Raw genomic sequence first — 17,514 nt, 5'->3', positions numbered from 1 at the left:
AATCAACTGAACATCGTAAAACGCGTATCGTTGCTCAATTGAATTTAAATACAAAGTATAAATTAGCTTGTCAATTCAAAAATAATATGCAACAAATGTCTGATAATAATGTTCAAATTTTCGACACCACATTAAGAGATGGCGAGCAAGTTCCTGGCTGTAAGCTAAATACCAATCAAAAATTGATTATTGCGGAGCAGCTCGAGCATTTGGGCGTTGATGTCATCGAAGCTGGTTTTCCAGTTTCAAGCCCTGGCGATTTCAAATCTGTTGAAGAAATATCTAAATTAATAAAAAACACCATTGTTTGCGGATTGACGCGTGCAGTTGAAAACGATATCAAAGTTGCTGCAGAGGCGCTAAAATATGCAAAATATCCGAGAATCCATACAGGCATTGGTACTTCTGCCTCACACATTAAATATAAATTCAATTCCAATCAGGATGCCATTTTGGAACGTGCTTTTGAGGCGGTCAAATTTGCAAAGAGGTTTGTAGAAGATGTTGAGTTTTATGCGGAAGATGCAGGCCGGACGGACAACGAATTTTTAGCACGTGTTTGTGAAATGGCCATTAAAGCTGGAGCGACCGTACTGAATATTCCTGATACTACCGGTTATTGTTTGCCGAGTGAATACGGAGCCAAAATAAAATACCTAAAAGAAAATGTAAAAGGCATTGAAAATGCTATTTTATCCTGTCATTGCCATAACGATTTAGGACTTGCAACTGCCAACTCCATAGAAGGCGTGATCAACGGTGCTAGACAAATTGAATGTACCATCAACGGAATTGGTGAACGCGCTGGAAACACGGCCCTTGAAGAAGTGGTCATGGTATTAAAGCAACATCCTTATCTTAATTTGGATACCAATATAAATACCCAGCATCTATACGGCATCAGTCAGCTGGTTTCAGAAAGTATGGGAATTTATACCCAGCCAAACAAAGCCATTGTTGGCGCTAATGCCTTTGCCCACAGTTCGGGAATCCATCAGGATGGGGTGATTAAAAATCGGGAGACCTATGAAATCATTGATCCTAAAGATGTTGGGGTTACAGAATCTGCCATTGTATTGACCGCTCGAAGTGGCCGCGCAGCCTTAGCCTATAGAGCAAAAAACGTGGGCTATGAATTGACGAAATTACAATTGGATGAGGTTTATACAAACTTCTTGAATTTCGCGGATCAGAAAAAGGAAATCGACGACAATGACATTCATCAAATCATTGAAACGAGTAAAGTGTACCAACAAATAATTTCAGCTTAAGATGGGAAAAACTTTGTTTGATAAAGTTTGGGACGCACATGTAGTGGACACTATAGATAACGGTCCACAAATATTGTATATTGATAAACACCTGATTCATGAAGTAACGAGTCCGCAGGCTTTTAATGAGCTAGAACAACGCAATATTCCAATCTTCAGACCTGATCAAATTGTGGCAACTGCCGATCATAATACGCCTACAATCAATCAGCATTTGCCAATTAAAGATGAGCTTTCCAGAAAACAGCTGGAACAACTTTCTGCCAATTGCAAAAAAAATAATATTACCCTTTATGAACTAGGGCATAAATACAACGGCATTGTGCACGTCATGGCACCAGAATTGGGCATCACCCAGCCCGGAATGACCATCGTATGTGGTGACAGTCATACTTCAACCCATGGGGCGTTTGGAACCATCGCGTTCGGAATTGGGACCAGTCAAGTGGCGCAGGTTTTTGCAAGTCAGTGTTTGCTGCTTACAAAACCGAAAAGCCTAAGAGTAACGGTTAACGGGAAATTAAAAAATGGTGTGCTTCCCAAAGATGTCATTTTATATATCATTTCAAAAATCGGTACCAATGCCGGTACAGGATATTTTTGCGAATATGCAGGTGATGTGTTTGAAAACATGTCGATGGAGGGGCGTATGACCGTTTGTAATATGAGTATTGAAATGGGCGCCCGTGGCGGCATGATTGCTCCGGATGAAACGACATTTGAATATGTAAAAGGTCGAAAATTTGCTCCAAAAGGAGAAGAGTTCGATCAAAAGGTTGCCTATTGGAAAACACTTCCAACCGATGATGATGCGGTTTTCGATAAAGAATATCACTTTGATGCCGAAGATATTGAGCCAATGCTTACCTATGGTACCAACCCAGGGATGGGAATCAAAATTTCAGAATTTATTCCCGAAACCAGCGATGCTTCTTTTGAAAAAGCCTTGGATTATATGAACTTTAAGAAAGGAGAAACCTTGATTGGCAAACCTATCAATTTTGTTTTTATAGGGAGTTGTACCAATTCGAGAATTGAAGATTTTAGAATCGCAGCAAATTATATCAAAGGCAAACGAAAAGCAGATAATGTGACGGCATGGTTGGTTCCTGGCAGCAAACAAGTGGAAGCCCAAATTATTGAAGAAGGCCTTAAAGCTATTTTTGATGATGCCGGATTTGAATTGCGACAACCAGGATGTTCAGCATGCTTGGCTATGAACGATGATAAAATTCCGCAAGGCGAATATTGTGTCTCTACCTCCAATAGAAATTTTGAAGGTAGACAAGGTCAAGGCGCGCGAACTATTTTAGCAAGCCCATTGATGGCTGCTGCAACTGCAGTGGAAGGGAAGATAATTGATATTACGAAACAGTTGAATTAAATATCAACCTGTCAGGTTTTTAAAACCTGACAGGTTTGAAAAAGACACTGGAAAAATTTTAGTGATAATAATTTAATAAGATACCCGCATTCGCGGGCATTTAGATGGAAAAATTTATAACCTTAAAAGCAACAGCAATCCCATTGGATATCGAAAACGTCGATACGGATCAGATTATCCCTGCACGTTTTTTAAAAGCCACCAATCGCGACGGTTTTGGCAAAAATGTATTCAGAGATTGGCGATTTCAAAAAGATGGTTCGGTCAACACAAATTTCGTGTTGAACCAGCCTCAATTTGATGGACCTATCTTGGTGGCTGGAGATAATTTTGGATGTGGCAGTAGTAGAGAACATGCGGCATGGGCATTAACCGATTATGGATTTAAAGTGATTGTATCAAGTTTCTTTGCGGATATTTTTAAAGGGAATGCGCTTAACAACGGATTACTACCGGTTCAGGTATCTCCCGAATTTTTAAAGGAATTGATGACAACCATTGCAGCAGATCCAAAGACCAAGATCACCGTAGATTTAGAAGCGCAAACCATTGGTATTGATGGCTCAAACCATTCAGAATCCTTTGAAATTGATGCCTACAAAAAAACATGTATGATCAATGGCTATGATGATATTGATTATTTATTGAGTAAAAAAGAAACAATTGAAGCATTTGAGAAGACATTGCAGGCGTATTAGTTACCTGCAAGGCGTTTAATCCATATAGGTTTGAAAGCAAATTCAATGATGAGATGTTGAAAAATTGATAGATTCCCTCCCGATAGTTATCGGGATCGCGGGAACAAGAGAAGAAAAAATAACACTAAAACAATTGAAGACAGGAAGAGATTCCTGCCTTCGCAGGAATTAAGATGAAATTAAAAATAGCTGTATTGCCAGGAGATGGCATAGGACCTGAAGTAACCGCACAAGCTGTCAAAGTGTTGAAAGCGATTGCGCAAGAATTTGATCATTCGTTTCAATTCAAATATGCACCGGTAGGTGCTGTAGCCATTGATGAAACTGGCGATCCATTACCTAAAGAAACACTCGATTTGTGCAAAGCCACTGATGCCATACTATTTGGTGCCATCGGCGATCCAAAATATGACAATAATCCGGATGCTCAAGTGCGTCCTGAACAAGGTTTGTTGAAACTGCGCAAGGAATTGGGTTTATATGCCAACATCAGACCAGTTAAAGCGTATGATACGCTTTTGGACAAATCGCCATTAAAGAAACAGTTTATTAAAGGTACTGATATTTGTATCTATAGAGAGTTGACTGGAGGTATATACTTCGGTGAAAAAACGCTTAGTGAGGATGGAAATACGGCCACTGATTTATGTGTCTATTCACGTTCTGAGATTGAACGCATCACCCATTTGGCATTCAAATCGGCGCAATCGAGAAAGCGTAAAGTCACTTTGGTAGATAAAGCCAATGTTTTGGAGTCATCTCGTTTATGGCGAAAAGTAGTCACCGAAATTTCACAGGAATACAAAGATGTGAAACTCGACTACTTATTTGTTGATAATGCTGCGATGCAAATCATTTTAAATCCAAAACAGTTTGACGTCATCTTGACAGAAAATATGTTTGGCGATATTATCAGCGACGAAGCGAGTGTTATAGGTGGTTCTATTGGTCTGCTGGCTTCGGCATCGGTTGGAGACTATTTTGCCATGTTTGAGCCTATCCACGGCTCTTATCCGCAGGCAAAAAATTTGGGTATTGCCAATCCGATAGCCTCAATATTATCCGCAGCTATGTTGTTGGATCATTTTGAATTATATGAAGAAGCCGAATTAATTAGAGAGGGCGTAGAGCGATCGTTAAAATTAAATATTACAACACCAGATTTAAACACCAAATTCAATCACATATCAACCACTAAAGTGGGCGATTTCATTGAGGATTTTATCAATAATCCAAAAGACACTAATATGAATTTTACCAACATTCATTTAGGACAATCTACTATTATTTAAAGTTAATTTAGTTAGTCAGATTTTCAAATAGTAGCTCTTCAGAAAAGCATCCTTTACGGATGCTTTTCACGTTTTGGAAACTTTGCTTTTATTTCTTCTAAACATAAATTCCCCATGCTCCCTATATGTGTATGCTCTTTAGACGTATCTGGTTTATAAGTTCCTTCCTGAACTTGCTTTCCAATGATTTGATAGGCTTCCCGGAAACTCATCCCACCTTCAACCAAAGTATTCATATTATCAACCGTAAATAGATACTGGTATTTGGCATCATTTAAATCGATATCCTTGACTTCTATTTGCTGAATGGCATAGTTGAAGATATCCAAGATATCCATAACGTCATTAATGGCAAGAATCATATGCTCTTTCAACAATTGGTAATCGCGATGATATCCACTCGGAAGGTTATTGGTGATCAAGATCATTTCCGTCTGCAACGCTTGAATTTTATTGCACTTCCCACGAATCAGTTCAAAGACGTCAGGATTCTTTTTATGGGGCATAATACTGCTTCCTGTGGTCAATTCATCCGGAAACGTGATAAAGCTGAAATTCTGGCTCATATACAGGCAAATATCCATTGCAAAGCGCGCCATGGTGTTGCACAGACTTCCCAAAGTCAATGCAATGGTACGTTCACTTTTACCACGGGCCATTTGTGCGGCAACGACATTGTATTTTAAAGTCGAAAACTGCAATTCCTTAGTCGTCAATTCCCGATCAATTCCAAAAGAACTCCCATAACCAGCCGCTGAGCCTAATGGATTCTGATCGACGGTTTTTAAAGCGGCGTTAAGCAGATATACATCGTCAATCAACAATTCGGCATAAGCAGAGAACCATAAACCAAAAGATGAAGGCATGGCCACCTGTAAATGCGTGTATCCAGGAAGTAAGGCTTTTTTGTGGGTTTCGGACAAGTCTAACAAGGTGTTGAAAAACACTTCAGTTTTATCGTAGATTATTCCGATATTTTCCTTGTAATAAAGCTGTAGCGCCACTAAAACCTGATCATTTCTTGAACGTGCCGTATGGATTTTTTTTCCAACTTCGCCCAAGGTTTTGGTGAGTTCAAATTCGATTTTGGAATGCACATCTTCAAATTGTGCGTCGATGGTGAACGTGCCTTCTTCAATTTGTCGTGCTAAGATTTCTAAACCACCTTCTAATTGCACTAATTCGTCCCTCGATAAAATACCGATGGATTGAAGCATTTTGGCATGAGCCAAAGACGCCTGAACATCATATTTAGCAATGTGTAAGTCAATTTCTCGGTCGTTTCCAACGGTAAATTGCTCTATTTTTTTATCAATACTAATACCTTTATCCCAGAGTTTCATAAATTCCTGCGAAGGCAGGAATCCCACCTACACTTCTTTTTAATTATTATTACTTATCAATTTCAAAAGTAAAAAATCCATCGCACTGTCACATTGAACGCAGTCGAAATGCATTCATGGTTTTCAATGCTCTTGGAAATAATGCCGCTACTTAACTTTTAGACAGTCATCTACTTTACGATTGTAATTTTTTTAGAACCAAATTTAAACCCATTCCAAATCAAGTCTTTGTTCTTTTATCTTGATTCTTTAGTCTATACTAGAATATTTTCTCCAACAACTTCACATACAATTCAATCCCTTCCTCAATCTCACTAATATAAATAAATTCATCTGCCGAATGTGATCGCGTACTATCCCCAGGGCCTAATTTTAATGACGGACAAGTTAATACTGCTTGATCTGATAGCGTAGGCGACCCATAAGTTCCACGACCCAAAGCAATTCCTGCCTGAACCAAAGCGTGCTCTTTAGGAATAGACGATGAGTTCAATCGTAAGCTTCGTGGGATGATGCTATCACATGGTGCTTCCTTTTGGAGGATTTCCACAATTTCAGCATTGCTATAACAATCATTTACACGCACATCCACCACCAAATCCACTTCTGCAGGAACGGCATTATGTTGCTTGCCTGCCTTTATTTGGGACACCGTCAATTTAACCTCACCCAAAACATCCGATACTTTCTCAAATTTATAATCTTTAAACCATTGCAGCACGCTTATGCAATTGTATATAGCATTATCATCATTAGGATGGGCTGAATGGCTTGGTGTTCCTTTTACCTTGGCATCAAAAACAACCAGGCCTTTTTCAGCAATGGCCAGTTGCATCAAGGTTGGTTCGCCCACAATGGCCACATCAATTTTTGGGATGACTTTTAACATACTGTTCAGCCCATTCGGACCGCTGCTTTCTTCTTCTGCGGAGGCGACAATGACCAAATTGTAATTTAGGTCTGGTTGCTCATAAAAATACGTAAACGTCGCGATTAAAGAGACCAAACAGCCTCCAGCGTCATTACTGCCCAAACCAAATAATTTGCTGTCTTCAACAATAGCTTTAAAAGGATCTTTGGTGTAAGCGGTATTCGGTTTGACGGTATCGTGATGGGAATTGAGCAACAAGGTTGGTTTTGAGTCGTCAAAATGTTTATTTAGTGCCCAAACATTGTTGACGGTACGTTTGTAGTCAATATTATATTTCTGAAACCATTGCACTATCAACTCAGCGGTTTTGTCTTCTTCGGACGAAAAGGATGGGGTTTCAATCAAATCTTTTAGTAATGCAATGGCATCTGTGGTCAGTTTTTGTATCATTTGGTAATGGTTGTAAAATTAGCCTGGGTGTCAAATAGCATTTCTGGTTTTCCGATGCAGACTTTATGAACATTTTTTTCAATGGCATGAATGCAATTGTTCAGTTTTGGGAGCATGCCGTCCACAATGACTTTATCATTAATTAAATTTTGATAGGATTGGGTCGTGATGTTTTTGATCACTGAGTTTTCATCAGTTACATCTCTTAAAACCCCGTTTTTTTCAAAGCAATAATATAACTCCGTTTGATAGTGTTTGGCAAATCCAATGGCCAGTTCTGAGGCGATGGTGTCGGCATTAGTGTTTAAAAGTTGTCCTTTTTTATCGTGGGTCAATGCACAAAATACCGGTGTCACCTTGTGTTCCAATAAGACCTGAAGTGTTTCGATATTTACTTTTTTGACATCGCCAACAAATCCGAAATCGATGGGTTTTACGGGGCGCTTTTTGGAAATAATGGTGTTGCCGTCTGCACCGGAAAATCCGATGGCATTACAATTTTTGGATTGCAGTTGTGCCACGATATTTTTGTTGATCTTTCCGGCATAAACCATGGTGATGAGGTCTAAAGTGGCCTTGTCTGTAATGCGTCTTCCATCAATCATTTTCACTTCCAGGCCCAATTGATTGGCCAATTGAGTAGCTAATTTACCACCGCCATGAATCAGAATCTTAGGCGAATCGATAGCTGCAAATACATCCAAAAATGAGGATAATGCCGCTTCATTATCGATAATATTACCGCCTATTTTAATGATTTTTAATGTTTTCATAATATGTCCGTGAAAACGGGTATCTCTAAATTTTCCATCTTATATTTAAGACCTGACAGGTTTCAAAAACCTGTCAGGTCTGCCAACGAGACTTAATCTCTTATAAATTTTCTAAAATATTTTTCAACACCACCTGAGCCGCAAAGGTCCTATTGTTAGCCTGCTTAATCACGATCGAATTTTCACCATCTAAAACGGCATCTTCTACCACCACATTCCGTCTTACGGGTAAACAGTGCATAAATTTTGCCTTGCCCAATTTCTCTGTCGTCATCATCCAATTAGGGTCCTGATTTAAAACTTTTCCGTAATCTTTATAATTACTCCAGTTTTTCACATAAACAAAATCGGCGTTTTTTAAAGCTTCTTCCTGATTGTAATTAATGGGCGTGTTTTTGGTGATGTTGTTATCGAGTTCATAACCTTCCGGATGGGTGATGGTCAAATCGACGTCCATCTTTTGCATCATTTCTACAAACGAATTGGCAACCGCTTGTGGCAAGGCCTTTGGATGTGGCGCCCATGATAAAACGACTTTTGGTTTGTGTTTCTCAGAAAGTTCGGTGATGGTAATGGCGTCTGCCAAAGCTTGCAAGGGATGTGCCGTAGCGCTTTCCATATTTATAATTGGTACTGTGGCATATTTTATAAAACTATTTAAAATATACTCGGATGCGTCCTTAGCTTTATCGGTAAGTGTTGGAAACGCACGGACCGCGATAATATCGGCATATTGTGAGATGACTTGTGCAGCTTCCTTGATATGTTCTGAACTGCCAGTATTCATGATGCTGCCATCTTCAAATTCAATATTCCAAGCGTCATTGATATTGAGAATACTCACGTGCATCCCTAAATTTCGCGCTGCTTTTTCTGTACTCAAGCGGGTTCTCAAACTCGAGTTGAAAAACAACATGACTAAAGTTTTGTGTTTTCCCAATTCCGAAAATTCAAATGGCTCCATTTTGAGTAAAATAGCTTCCTTTATCATCTCAGAGAGATTGGAAATGTCTTTTATTTCGGTATATTTTTTCATCTTTATTTCCCGCGAAGGCGGGAATTTCTTTTAGTTAATTTTCTGTTTAATCCTACTTGCAGGTTGATATTCCGTCCCTACAGGACTTTAGTTGTTTGTTAATTCTTTTTCTATTGATATTTCGCCCCTTCGGGGCTGTTCTCTATCCTCGCGATTTCAATAGCTATCGGGAGGAAATCTCTTTAATTAATCTTTTCTTTTAGCCACTAATACACGAATGTTTTTCGGTAGCTTTTTTTATGAGTTTCTGTCCTTTTCAAACCTGTCAGGTTTTCCTCCTTCGGCGGACAGGTTAAAACCTTACAGGTTGGTGCGTTGCTTAAAACTTCTTTTCATTTTAAGCACCATTCATCATCACCAACTCCTGCTTTAAAGCCTCGAAAAACACATCGATATGTTCCTTTTGAATGGTTAATGGAGGAAGAATCCGTATTAAATTCGGGTTTTTGGCGCTTCCAGTAAATATCTTGTGAGTGTGGATGAGTTTTTTTCGCAATTCCGCTACTGCAAAATCAAATTCCAATCCCAACATCAGTCCGCGTCCCTTAATGCTTTTTAAATGGGGCAAATTATGTGCTTTCTGGATAAAATAAGCTGACATCTCCTCCGCATTTTCCATCAAGTTTTCGGATTCTAAAACTTTTAGTACAGCTAAAGAAGCTGCACAGGCCAAATGATTGCCACCAAATGTAGTTCCTAACAATCCAAAGGATGCCTTAATATCTGGATGGATCAAGATGCCACCAATTGGAAAACCGTTGCCCATGCCTTTGGCCATGGAAATAATATCTGGCGTCCATCCGTATTTTTGGAATGCGAAGAAATCGCCGGTTCTTCCAAAACCTGATTGGACTTCATCTGCAATCAACATCACATTGTACGTTCTGCATAACTTTTCCAGACCTTGATGAAACGCCTCTGAACTTTCATCCAATCCACCCACACCTTGAATACATTCAATAATGACGGCACATGTTTCCTCTTTTTTCAATATGTTTTCTACGGCTTGCAAATCGTCCAAAGCCACAAAATCTAAGTGGTGTTGTGCGTTTAAAGGCGCAACAATTTTTGGATCATCAGTGGCTGCAACGGCTGCTGAGGTACGTCCGTGAAACGAGTTCTTAAACGCAAGGACATTCTTTTTGCCAGTGTGAAAGGATGCCAATTTAAGCGCGTTTTCATTGGCCTCGGCACCAGAATTACATAAAAACAATTGGTAGTCCTGGCATTTTGAAATGCGCCCAAGTTCTTTGGCTAAGGATTCTTGCAACGGATTTTGAATGGCATTGCTATAAAACCCCAAGTTATTTACTTGATTGGAAATAGCCGACACATATTCTGGGTGTGAATGGCCTATGGAAATTACGGCATGGCCCCCGTATAAATCTAAATATTCGATGCCTTTATCATCAAAGACGGAAAGGTCTTTGGCTCGCACTGGCGTGATATCAAAAAGCGGATAGACATTAAATAAACTCATAGTTGTTCTTTTCTAATATTACTGATTTTATTGTATGAGGCAATCATTCCCTGTATCAACGACGAACTTAATCCTTTGTGTTCCATTTCATTCAGGCCTTCAATAGTACAGCCTTTTGGCGTGGTTACCCGGTCAATTTCCTCTTCTGGATGATGACCATTGGCAATCAATAAACTTGCGGCACCTTCACTGGTATGCATGGCCAATTCTTGAGCTTCCTTGGCGTCAAAGCCTAATTGGATGGCGGCTTGGCTTGTTGCGCGGATCAATCGCATCCAAAATGCAATCCCACTAGCACACACTACTGTTGCAGCTTGCATTTGCGATTCCGGAATGACCAATGAATGGCCTAAACGGTTAAAAATGGCCTCGGCGACTTTAATGCGTTTGGTGCCTTTAACATTGCTACAAATACAGGTCATTGATTTTCCAACGGCAATAGCCGTATTTGGCATGGCTCTGATGATAAACTGATCAGCCCCAACAATAGTCTCAATTTTTTCAATACTAAATCCGGTGACTGTTGAAATCAGTACGTGATTTTCAGTAAGTAAAGCATTGATCCCCTTTAACACACCTTCTAAATGTGAAGGCTGAACGGCTAAAATTATGATATCGGAGTTTTTAACCGCCAAAGTATTGTCCGTAGTGAGGTTTACGTTTTTGTATCCGTCAAATTCAGCGATGCTGTCCGTATTTCTTTTCGTGAGATAGAGCGTGGTGATCGCATTGGTAGTGATCAAACCCTTTGCGATTGATTTCCCTAAATTTCCTGTACCGATGATGGCTATTTTCATATTTATGCTTGTATTTCGACTCCGCTCAATATAAACTTTGACGGGTATCTTTTTAATTTAACTTTAGTATCCATAACGCTTTCAGGGTTTCAAACCCTGAAAGCGATTATTAAAAATAATTTGCTTTAAGCAATAATCCTTCGGATTCTTCAAAGCCGAACATCAAATTCATGTTTTGAATGGCTTGCCCCGAGGCACCTTTCAATAGATTGTCTACAATACTCGTGATTAATAATTTATTATTATGTTTATACAAATGAAGGAGGCATTTATTGGTATTGACCACTTGTTTTAAATGGATGTCCTCGTCTGAAACAATCGTAAATACTGCATTTCTATAATAGGTTTTATATAAATTTTTGGCATCTTCCAAACTTCCGTCAAAATGAGTGTAAGCCGTCGTAAAAATTCCTCTTGAGAAATTCCCTCGATTAGGCACAAGAATGATTTCTGAATCGGCATCTTTTTGCAGTGTAAAGATGCTTTCATTGATTTCTCCCAAATGTTGATGTGAAAAGGCCTTGTAATGTGAAAAATTATTGTCGCGCCATGAAAAATGGGTTGTATCTGACAATGACGTTCCTGCACCCGTTGCACCTGTAACGGCGTTGACATGGACATCGTTATTTAAAAGATGATGTGCAGCCAAGGGTAAAAGTGCCAATTGAATTCCCGTAGCAAAACATCCAGGGTTTGCAATATAGTCAGCTTTTTTAATGGCCTCTTTGTTCAACTCTGGTAAGCCGTAAACAAAATGCATGCCTTGAAAATCGCGATCTTTTTCCAATCTGAAATCATTACTTAAATCGATGATCTTCGTTTTGGACGAAAATTTTTGACTTTCCAAAAATGCTTTTGAATTGCCATGGCCCAAGCACAGAAACAGAACATCTACCTCTGGATTGATAGTACTTGAAAACTCCAGATCGGTGCTGCCCACCAAATCCTGATGTACTTTGTGTACTTTATTTCCGGCATTAGAGGTGCTATAGATGAAATCGAGTTTTGTGTTTGGATGGTTCAATAGTAATCGGATCAGCTCGCCTGCCGTATATCCTGCTCCTCCAATAATCCCTACGTCAATCATGATCCTGAATTTACTTGGTGATAGATTTTATTCTGATTGCCAATGATTTTAATAAAGCCTTTGGCTTCGTCTGAGGACCAACCTTTGTTCATTTCGCCATAACTGCCAAACTTCGCATTCATCAAATCATGTACAGAGCTGATGCCATCTAAAGTGAAATGGTAAGGTTTTAAGGTCACTGTGACATCTCCCGATACATTTTGTTGGCTACTTTCTAAAAACGCTTCTATGTTACGCATCACTGGATCTAAATATTGTCCTTCGTGCAAATGCATACCATAAAAACTGGAGAGGTATTCCTTATGTTGCAATTGCCATTTCGTAAGCGTATGTTTTTCCAATAAGTGATGTGCTTTGACCGTAATAAGTGCCGCGGCGGCTTCAAAACCAACACGTCCTTTAATGCCTACAATAGTGTCGCCAACATGGATGTCTCGACCAATGGCATAAGCAGATGCAATAGTATTTAAAAGTTCAATGTTTTTTTCAGGTGTATTGGATTGGCCATTGAGTGCTACAAATTGTCCTTTTTGGAATGTCAAGGTTACTTTTTCCTCACCCTGTTTCTCTAATTGAGACGGATAAGCATGTTCAGGCAAAGGCTTTTCAGAAGTTAAGGTTTCTTCACCGCCAACGCTTGTTCCCCAAAGTCCTTTATTGACAGAATATTTGGCTTTATCCCAAGACATATCCACGCCATTGTTTTTGAGATAATCAATTTCTTCCTGTCGGGACAATTTCAGATCCCTAATTGGCGTGATGATTTCAATATGAGGCGCCAAGGTTTGGAAGATCATATCAAATCGTACTTGGTCGTTACCAGCACCCGTACTTCCATGTGCAATATATCCGGCGTTGATACTTTTGGCGTATTCAACAATTTCAATGGCTTGAATGATACGTTCGGCACTTACAGATAATGGATAGGTGTTGTTTTTTAACACATTTCCATAAATCAAATATTTGATGACCTTCTCGTAATACGAGGCTACGGCATCAATATTCTTGTAGGTAGAAACGCCCATTTTATAGGCATTAGACTCTATGTTTTTGATTTCTTCAGAAGTAAATCCGCCAGTATTGACACTTACGGCATGTACTTCATAGCCTAAATCTTTACTCAAATGGACGGCACAGTAGGAAGTATCCAAACCGCCGCTATAGGCTAAAACTAATTTTTTGCTCATTATTTATCTTTTTTTAGAAACAAGGCTTGTTTGATTTGTTTTAATCTTTGGAACACCTTTGTTTTTACCTCCTTTGGTTCATCCCTATCTTTGGCCTTTGGGTCGTACAGCATACCAGTACACAAACACATTCTCTGTTCCATGCGCTGAAGGATGTCATAGTTTTTACAGGTTTGACAGCCTTTCCAGAAACTTTGGTCATCTGTTAATTCTGAAAAAGTGACTGGTTTATAGCCCAATTCGCTGTTCATTTTCATAACGGCTAATCCTGTCGTGATACTAAAAATTTTGGCATCTGGAAATTTCTCTCTGGAATGCTGAAAAACACGTGCTTTGATTTTCTTGGCTAAACCTTGTTCTCTGTAGTCTGGGTGTACTATCAATCCGGAATTGGCAACAAATTTACCATGGCCCCAAGCTTCAATATAACAAAAGCCAGCAAAGATGTCGCCATCTAGGGCGATCACTGCATTTCCATTTTCCAATTTGGTGATGATGTATTCAGGTGTTCGTTTGGCAATACCTGTGCCTCTTACTTTTGCAGATTCTGCGATGGTGTCACAAATAATCTGAGCGTAAATAGCATGAGATTTATTAGCAATAACAATGTCCATTGTTTTTGATATTTAGATTAAAAAAAATTAAGATTAAGTTGTCGAGAAAAGAACCGGACTCACCTAAGTTCCAAATATAATGCACACCCTTAAGGGCGACGGAACAATACGGGACATATCCTAATACGGTTGCTATTTAAAACAACTGGATTTGAAAAGTAAATTATGTGTGGTGATGTGATCAAGGTAAAAAAATAAATATACGTTAGCGACTTCTTTTTAGGTTAGAATGCACAGCGTCTGCGCAATAACATTGCGGGACTTGATGGACGTATTTTATTTTTCATTAGAATCATAGATCAAAAGTAACATTTAATTTAATATTTCAAATAATTTTTAACCTTTTTTAAAGAATATAGTCTGTACTCATGAAATTTGAGGCTTTGCTGTCCAATAAATTCTTTAAAATGGCATTGTTATATGTATTGTCTTTTGAGGCTACAAAGGTTCGTATGGAAAATGAGCGCAAGGCATCATGGACACTCAACGTTGCAACAGCAGAATCTTTTCTACCTGTAAATGGATACACATCTGGTCCGCGTTGACAGGAACTGTTTAAATTGACACGGCATACCAGGTTCACCAAAGTATCGATCAACGGTGCCAAGGTTATGATATCACTTCCGAACAAGCTGACTTGCTGTCCGTAGTTGGACTCCGCCATATCATCTAAAGGTTCGTTGATATCTTTAAACGACAGCACTGGAATAACTGGTCCAAATTGCTCTTCCTGGAATACGCGCATCTCTTTATTCACGGGATATAAAACTGCTGGGAAAATATAGTTATCAGTGGTTTCGCCGCCTTTCTTGTTTAATATTTTCGCACCCTTTTCAAGGGCATCATCAATTAATTCTTGAATATATTGTGGTTTATCCGATTCGGGTAAGGGGGTTAATTTAACACCATTTTCCCATGGATTGCCAAATTTTAAAGCATCGACTCTTGCAGAAAAGCGTTTGTTGAACTCGTCCACAATGTCTTCATGTACATAAACTATTTTGAGTGCTGTACAACGTTGTCCGTTGAATGACGTTGTACCTGCAATACATTCGTCGATGGCCAAGTCCAAATCAGCATCTGGCAACACAATGGCTGGGTTTTTTGCTTCCAGGCCTAAAACCAATCTCAATCTATTGCTTTTTGGATGTTGGTTCTGTAGGGCATTGGCCGATTTGCTATTACCAATAAGCGCTAGAACATCAACTTTTCCAGACTGCATAATTGGTGTTGCTACTGTCCTACCACGACCATAAAGAATATTAACGGCGCCTTTTGGAAAGCTGCTTTGGAATGCTTCCAATAATGGAGAGATCAACAGGACCCCATATTTTGCGGGTTTGAAGATGACCGTGTTCCCCATGATCAATGCAGGAATCAACAGCGCAAAAGTTTCATTCAAAGGATAATTGTATGGTCCTAAGCATAAAACGACGCCAAGTGGCCCTCTCCGGATATGAGCATAAACGCCATCATTTTTTTCAAATTTGGCATTATCTCGATCCAATTGTTTGTACTCTTCAATGGTATCATATATATAATCGACCGTTCGGTCAAATTCTTTTTCAGAATCGGGTAAGGTTTTACCAATTTCCCACATGAGTAATTTCACAATTTCCTCACGCTTGGTTTTCATTTGGGTGACAAATTTTTCCATACAGTCAATTCGGTCTTTGACTTTCATGGTGGGCCATAAACCCTGACCTTTGTCATAGGCATTTACCGCAGCATCCAAAGCTTCCAAGGCTTCTTTTTCGCCTAAGGTAGGAATGGTACCCAATAATGTAGATTTATAAGTCTCTGTTGAAGAGATGGTGGAATAGACTTCTGAACTTTCTCCAGACCATGATTTTAATTCGCCGTCTACTAAATAACTGTTTTGATGGATTAGTGATTTGATTTGAAACTGTTCTGGGATATTATTCATAATTTGTTTTATACTAAAAATTGAAATAAATCTGGTTTATCGTTAAGGTAGTCGCCGTAGAAATTTCGAAGTTTCATTTTGGTAATCAGGGGCTGTAAATCATCGGCTGATTTGAGCTCCAATCCTACTACGGCAGCACCGTTGTCACGATTTGTTTTTTTGGTGTATTCAAAGTAAGTGATATCGTCCGTTGGACCTAAAATATCGACCACAAACTCACGTAAGGCACCTGCACGTTGGGGAAACTTGATGATAAAATAATGTTTGAGATTGGCATATAAAAGCGCCCGTTCTTTTATTTCGGCGGTTCTTGTGATGTCATTATTACTTCCACTGACAATGCAGACGACGTTTTTCCCCTTGATTTCCTCGGCATATTGCTCTAAAGCGGCAATACTTAAAGCGCCGGCAGGTTCCACGATGACGGCGTCCTTGTTGTACAAGTCGAGCATTATTTCGCACACTTTACCTTCATCCACAGTAATCATGGCATCTAAATTTTTCAGGCAGATGGCAAAATTTAAGTCGCCAACGCGTTTTACCGAAGCCCCGTCGACAAAATTTTCGATTTTTTTTAACTTGGTATTGCGTTTATTCTGAATTGAAGTAGACATAGATGGAGCTCCCTTAGGTTCCACACCTATAATTTTTGTGTTGGGGGATAGTTCCTTAAACACAGAAGATAATCCGGCCGACAATCCCCCACCACCAACTGGAACAAATACATAATGGATAGGATGTTGGGCTTGGTCAATTATTTCGAGAGCCATGGTGGCTTGACCTTCAATTACTTTTTCATCATTAAAGGGATGGATAAAAGTTTTGTTTAAGCGTTCGCATTCCTCCATTGCAGCAGCGTTGGCATCGTCAAATGTGTCACCAACCAAAACCACCTCGGTATATTCCTCACCAAACATATTGACTTGCTCAATTTTTTGTTTGGGCGTGGGTGCAGGCATAAAAATAGTGCCTTTTATTTTTAATAATTTACAAGATAAAGCCACACCTTGGGCATGGTTTCCTGCACTGGCGCACACAATTCCATTTTCAATTTGCGTGGGACTCAAGGATGCCATTTTATTGTAAGCACCTCTGATTTTGTAAGAGCGCACCTGCTGCAAATCCTCACGTTTAAATAGGATATTGGATTTGAATTCTTTTGAATACCGATGGCTCGCCATAAGCGGTGTTACCTCAGCAACATCTTGTAGTTTTCTGGCGGCTTCTTCAACAGCGGCCATACTTGGATAATATGTTTTGGTTTCAACCTTCATCACAGTTTTTTATAGGCAGGAGTTTCCTCC

15 protein-coding genes are annotated in these 17,514 nt (G+C 39.4%); 4 read left to right on the top strand and 11 right to left on the bottom strand.

Annotated elements, in window-relative coordinates; all coding sequences use genetic code 11:
• Nucleotides 1-95 precede the first annotated feature (95 nt).
• The 4 genes from G6N06_RS05600 to leuB all read left to right on the top strand — a co-directional run bounded on the left by G6N06_RS05600 (nt 96) and on the right by leuB (nt 4,645).
• Nucleotides 96-1,271 carry a 2-isopropylmalate synthase gene (locus G6N06_RS05600; RefSeq protein ID WP_163515090.1) on the top strand — a complete coding sequence of 392 codons (1,176 nt, stop codon included), beginning with the start codon at nt 96-98 and terminating at the stop codon, nt 1,269-1,271.
• A 1-nt stretch (nt 1,272) separates the two neighbouring features.
• On the top strand, nt 1,273-2,655 hold the full coding sequence (gene leuC / locus G6N06_RS05595) for a 3-isopropylmalate dehydratase large subunit (RefSeq protein WP_163515089.1): 1,383 nt from the start codon (nt 1,273-1,275) through the stop codon (nt 2,653-2,655).
• Nucleotides 2,656-2,759: 104 nt separating this feature from the next.
• Entirely contained in the window at nt 2,760-3,353 is a 594-nt protein-coding gene (gene leuD, locus G6N06_RS05590; RefSeq protein ID WP_163515088.1) for a 3-isopropylmalate dehydratase small subunit, read from the top strand.
• 173 nt (nt 3,354-3,526) lie between these two features.
• Nucleotides 3,527-4,645 carry a 3-isopropylmalate dehydrogenase gene (gene leuB, locus G6N06_RS05585; protein WP_163515087.1) on the top strand — a complete coding sequence of 373 codons (1,119 nt, stop codon included), beginning with the start codon at nt 3,527-3,529 and terminating at the stop codon, nt 4,643-4,645.
• Between the two features lie 53 nt (nt 4,646-4,698).
• Here leuB and argH read toward each other — a convergent pair whose 3' ends face one another.
• The 11 genes from argH to ilvA all read right to left on the bottom strand — a co-directional run bounded on the left by argH (nt 4,699) and on the right by ilvA (nt 17,484).
• A complete protein-coding gene (argH, locus tag G6N06_RS05580) occupies nt 4,699-5,988 on the bottom strand; it encodes an argininosuccinate lyase (RefSeq protein ID WP_163515274.1) in 1,290 nt (429 codons plus the stop codon).
• 259 nt (nt 5,989-6,247) lie between these two features.
• A complete protein-coding gene (locus tag G6N06_RS05575; RefSeq protein ID WP_163515086.1) occupies nt 6,248-7,309 on the bottom strand; it encodes a M20 family metallo-hydrolase in 1,062 nt (353 codons plus the stop codon).
• Complete coding sequence (gene argB, locus G6N06_RS05570; protein ID WP_163515085.1) at nt 7,306-8,082, bottom strand: acetylglutamate kinase; 777 nt, start codon at nt 8,080-8,082, stop codon at nt 7,306-7,308. The genes G6N06_RS05575 and argB overlap by 4 nt, the downstream gene beginning before the upstream one ends.
• Before the next feature lie 100 nt (nt 8,083-8,182).
• Complete coding sequence (locus tag G6N06_RS05565) at nt 8,183-9,118, bottom strand: N-acetylornithine carbamoyltransferase (RefSeq protein WP_163515084.1); 936 nt, start codon at nt 9,116-9,118, stop codon at nt 8,183-8,185.
• Between the two features lie 337 nt (nt 9,119-9,455).
• Nucleotides 9,456-10,598, bottom strand: a complete 1,143-nt coding sequence (locus G6N06_RS05560) for an aspartate aminotransferase family protein (RefSeq protein WP_163515083.1) — start codon at nt 10,596-10,598, stop codon at nt 9,456-9,458.
• Nucleotides 10,595-11,395 carry a pyrroline-5-carboxylate reductase gene (gene proC / locus G6N06_RS05555; protein WP_163515082.1) on the bottom strand — a complete coding sequence of 267 codons (801 nt, stop codon included), beginning with the start codon at nt 11,393-11,395 and terminating at the stop codon, nt 10,595-10,597. Before proC ends, G6N06_RS05560 begins: the two co-directional genes overlap by 4 nt.
• A 109-nt stretch (nt 11,396-11,504) precedes the next feature.
• Nucleotides 11,505-12,482, bottom strand: a complete 978-nt coding sequence (argC, locus tag G6N06_RS05550) for an N-acetyl-gamma-glutamyl-phosphate reductase (RefSeq protein WP_163515081.1) — start codon at nt 12,480-12,482, stop codon at nt 11,505-11,507.
• On the bottom strand, nt 12,479-13,669 hold the full coding sequence (locus tag G6N06_RS05545) for an argininosuccinate synthase (RefSeq protein ID WP_163515080.1): 1,191 nt from the start codon (nt 13,667-13,669) through the stop codon (nt 12,479-12,481). The genes argC and G6N06_RS05545 overlap by 4 nt, the downstream gene beginning before the upstream one ends.
• Entirely contained in the window at nt 13,669-14,283 is a 615-nt protein-coding gene (locus tag G6N06_RS05540) for a GNAT family N-acetyltransferase (RefSeq protein WP_163515079.1), read from the bottom strand. The genes G6N06_RS05545 and G6N06_RS05540 overlap by 1 nt, the downstream gene beginning before the upstream one ends.
• 346 nt (nt 14,284-14,629) lie before the next feature.
• Nucleotides 14,630-16,210, bottom strand: a complete 1,581-nt coding sequence (locus G6N06_RS05535) for an NADP-dependent glyceraldehyde-3-phosphate dehydrogenase (protein ID WP_163515078.1) — start codon at nt 16,208-16,210, stop codon at nt 14,630-14,632.
• An 8-nt stretch (nt 16,211-16,218) separates the two neighbouring features.
• On the bottom strand, nt 16,219-17,484 hold the full coding sequence (gene ilvA / locus G6N06_RS05530) for a threonine ammonia-lyase (RefSeq protein WP_163515077.1): 1,266 nt from the start codon (nt 17,482-17,484) through the stop codon (nt 16,219-16,221).
• Between the last annotated feature and the right edge of the window lie 30 nt (nt 17,485-17,514).

It is taken from the genome of Gelidibacter japonicus (genome assembly GCF_010725055.1).
In the GTDB taxonomy this organism is placed as follows: domain Bacteria; phylum Bacteroidota; class Bacteroidia; order Flavobacteriales; family Flavobacteriaceae; genus Gelidibacter; species Gelidibacter japonicus.
This window is presented reverse-complemented; position numbering and strand designations above follow the sequence as displayed.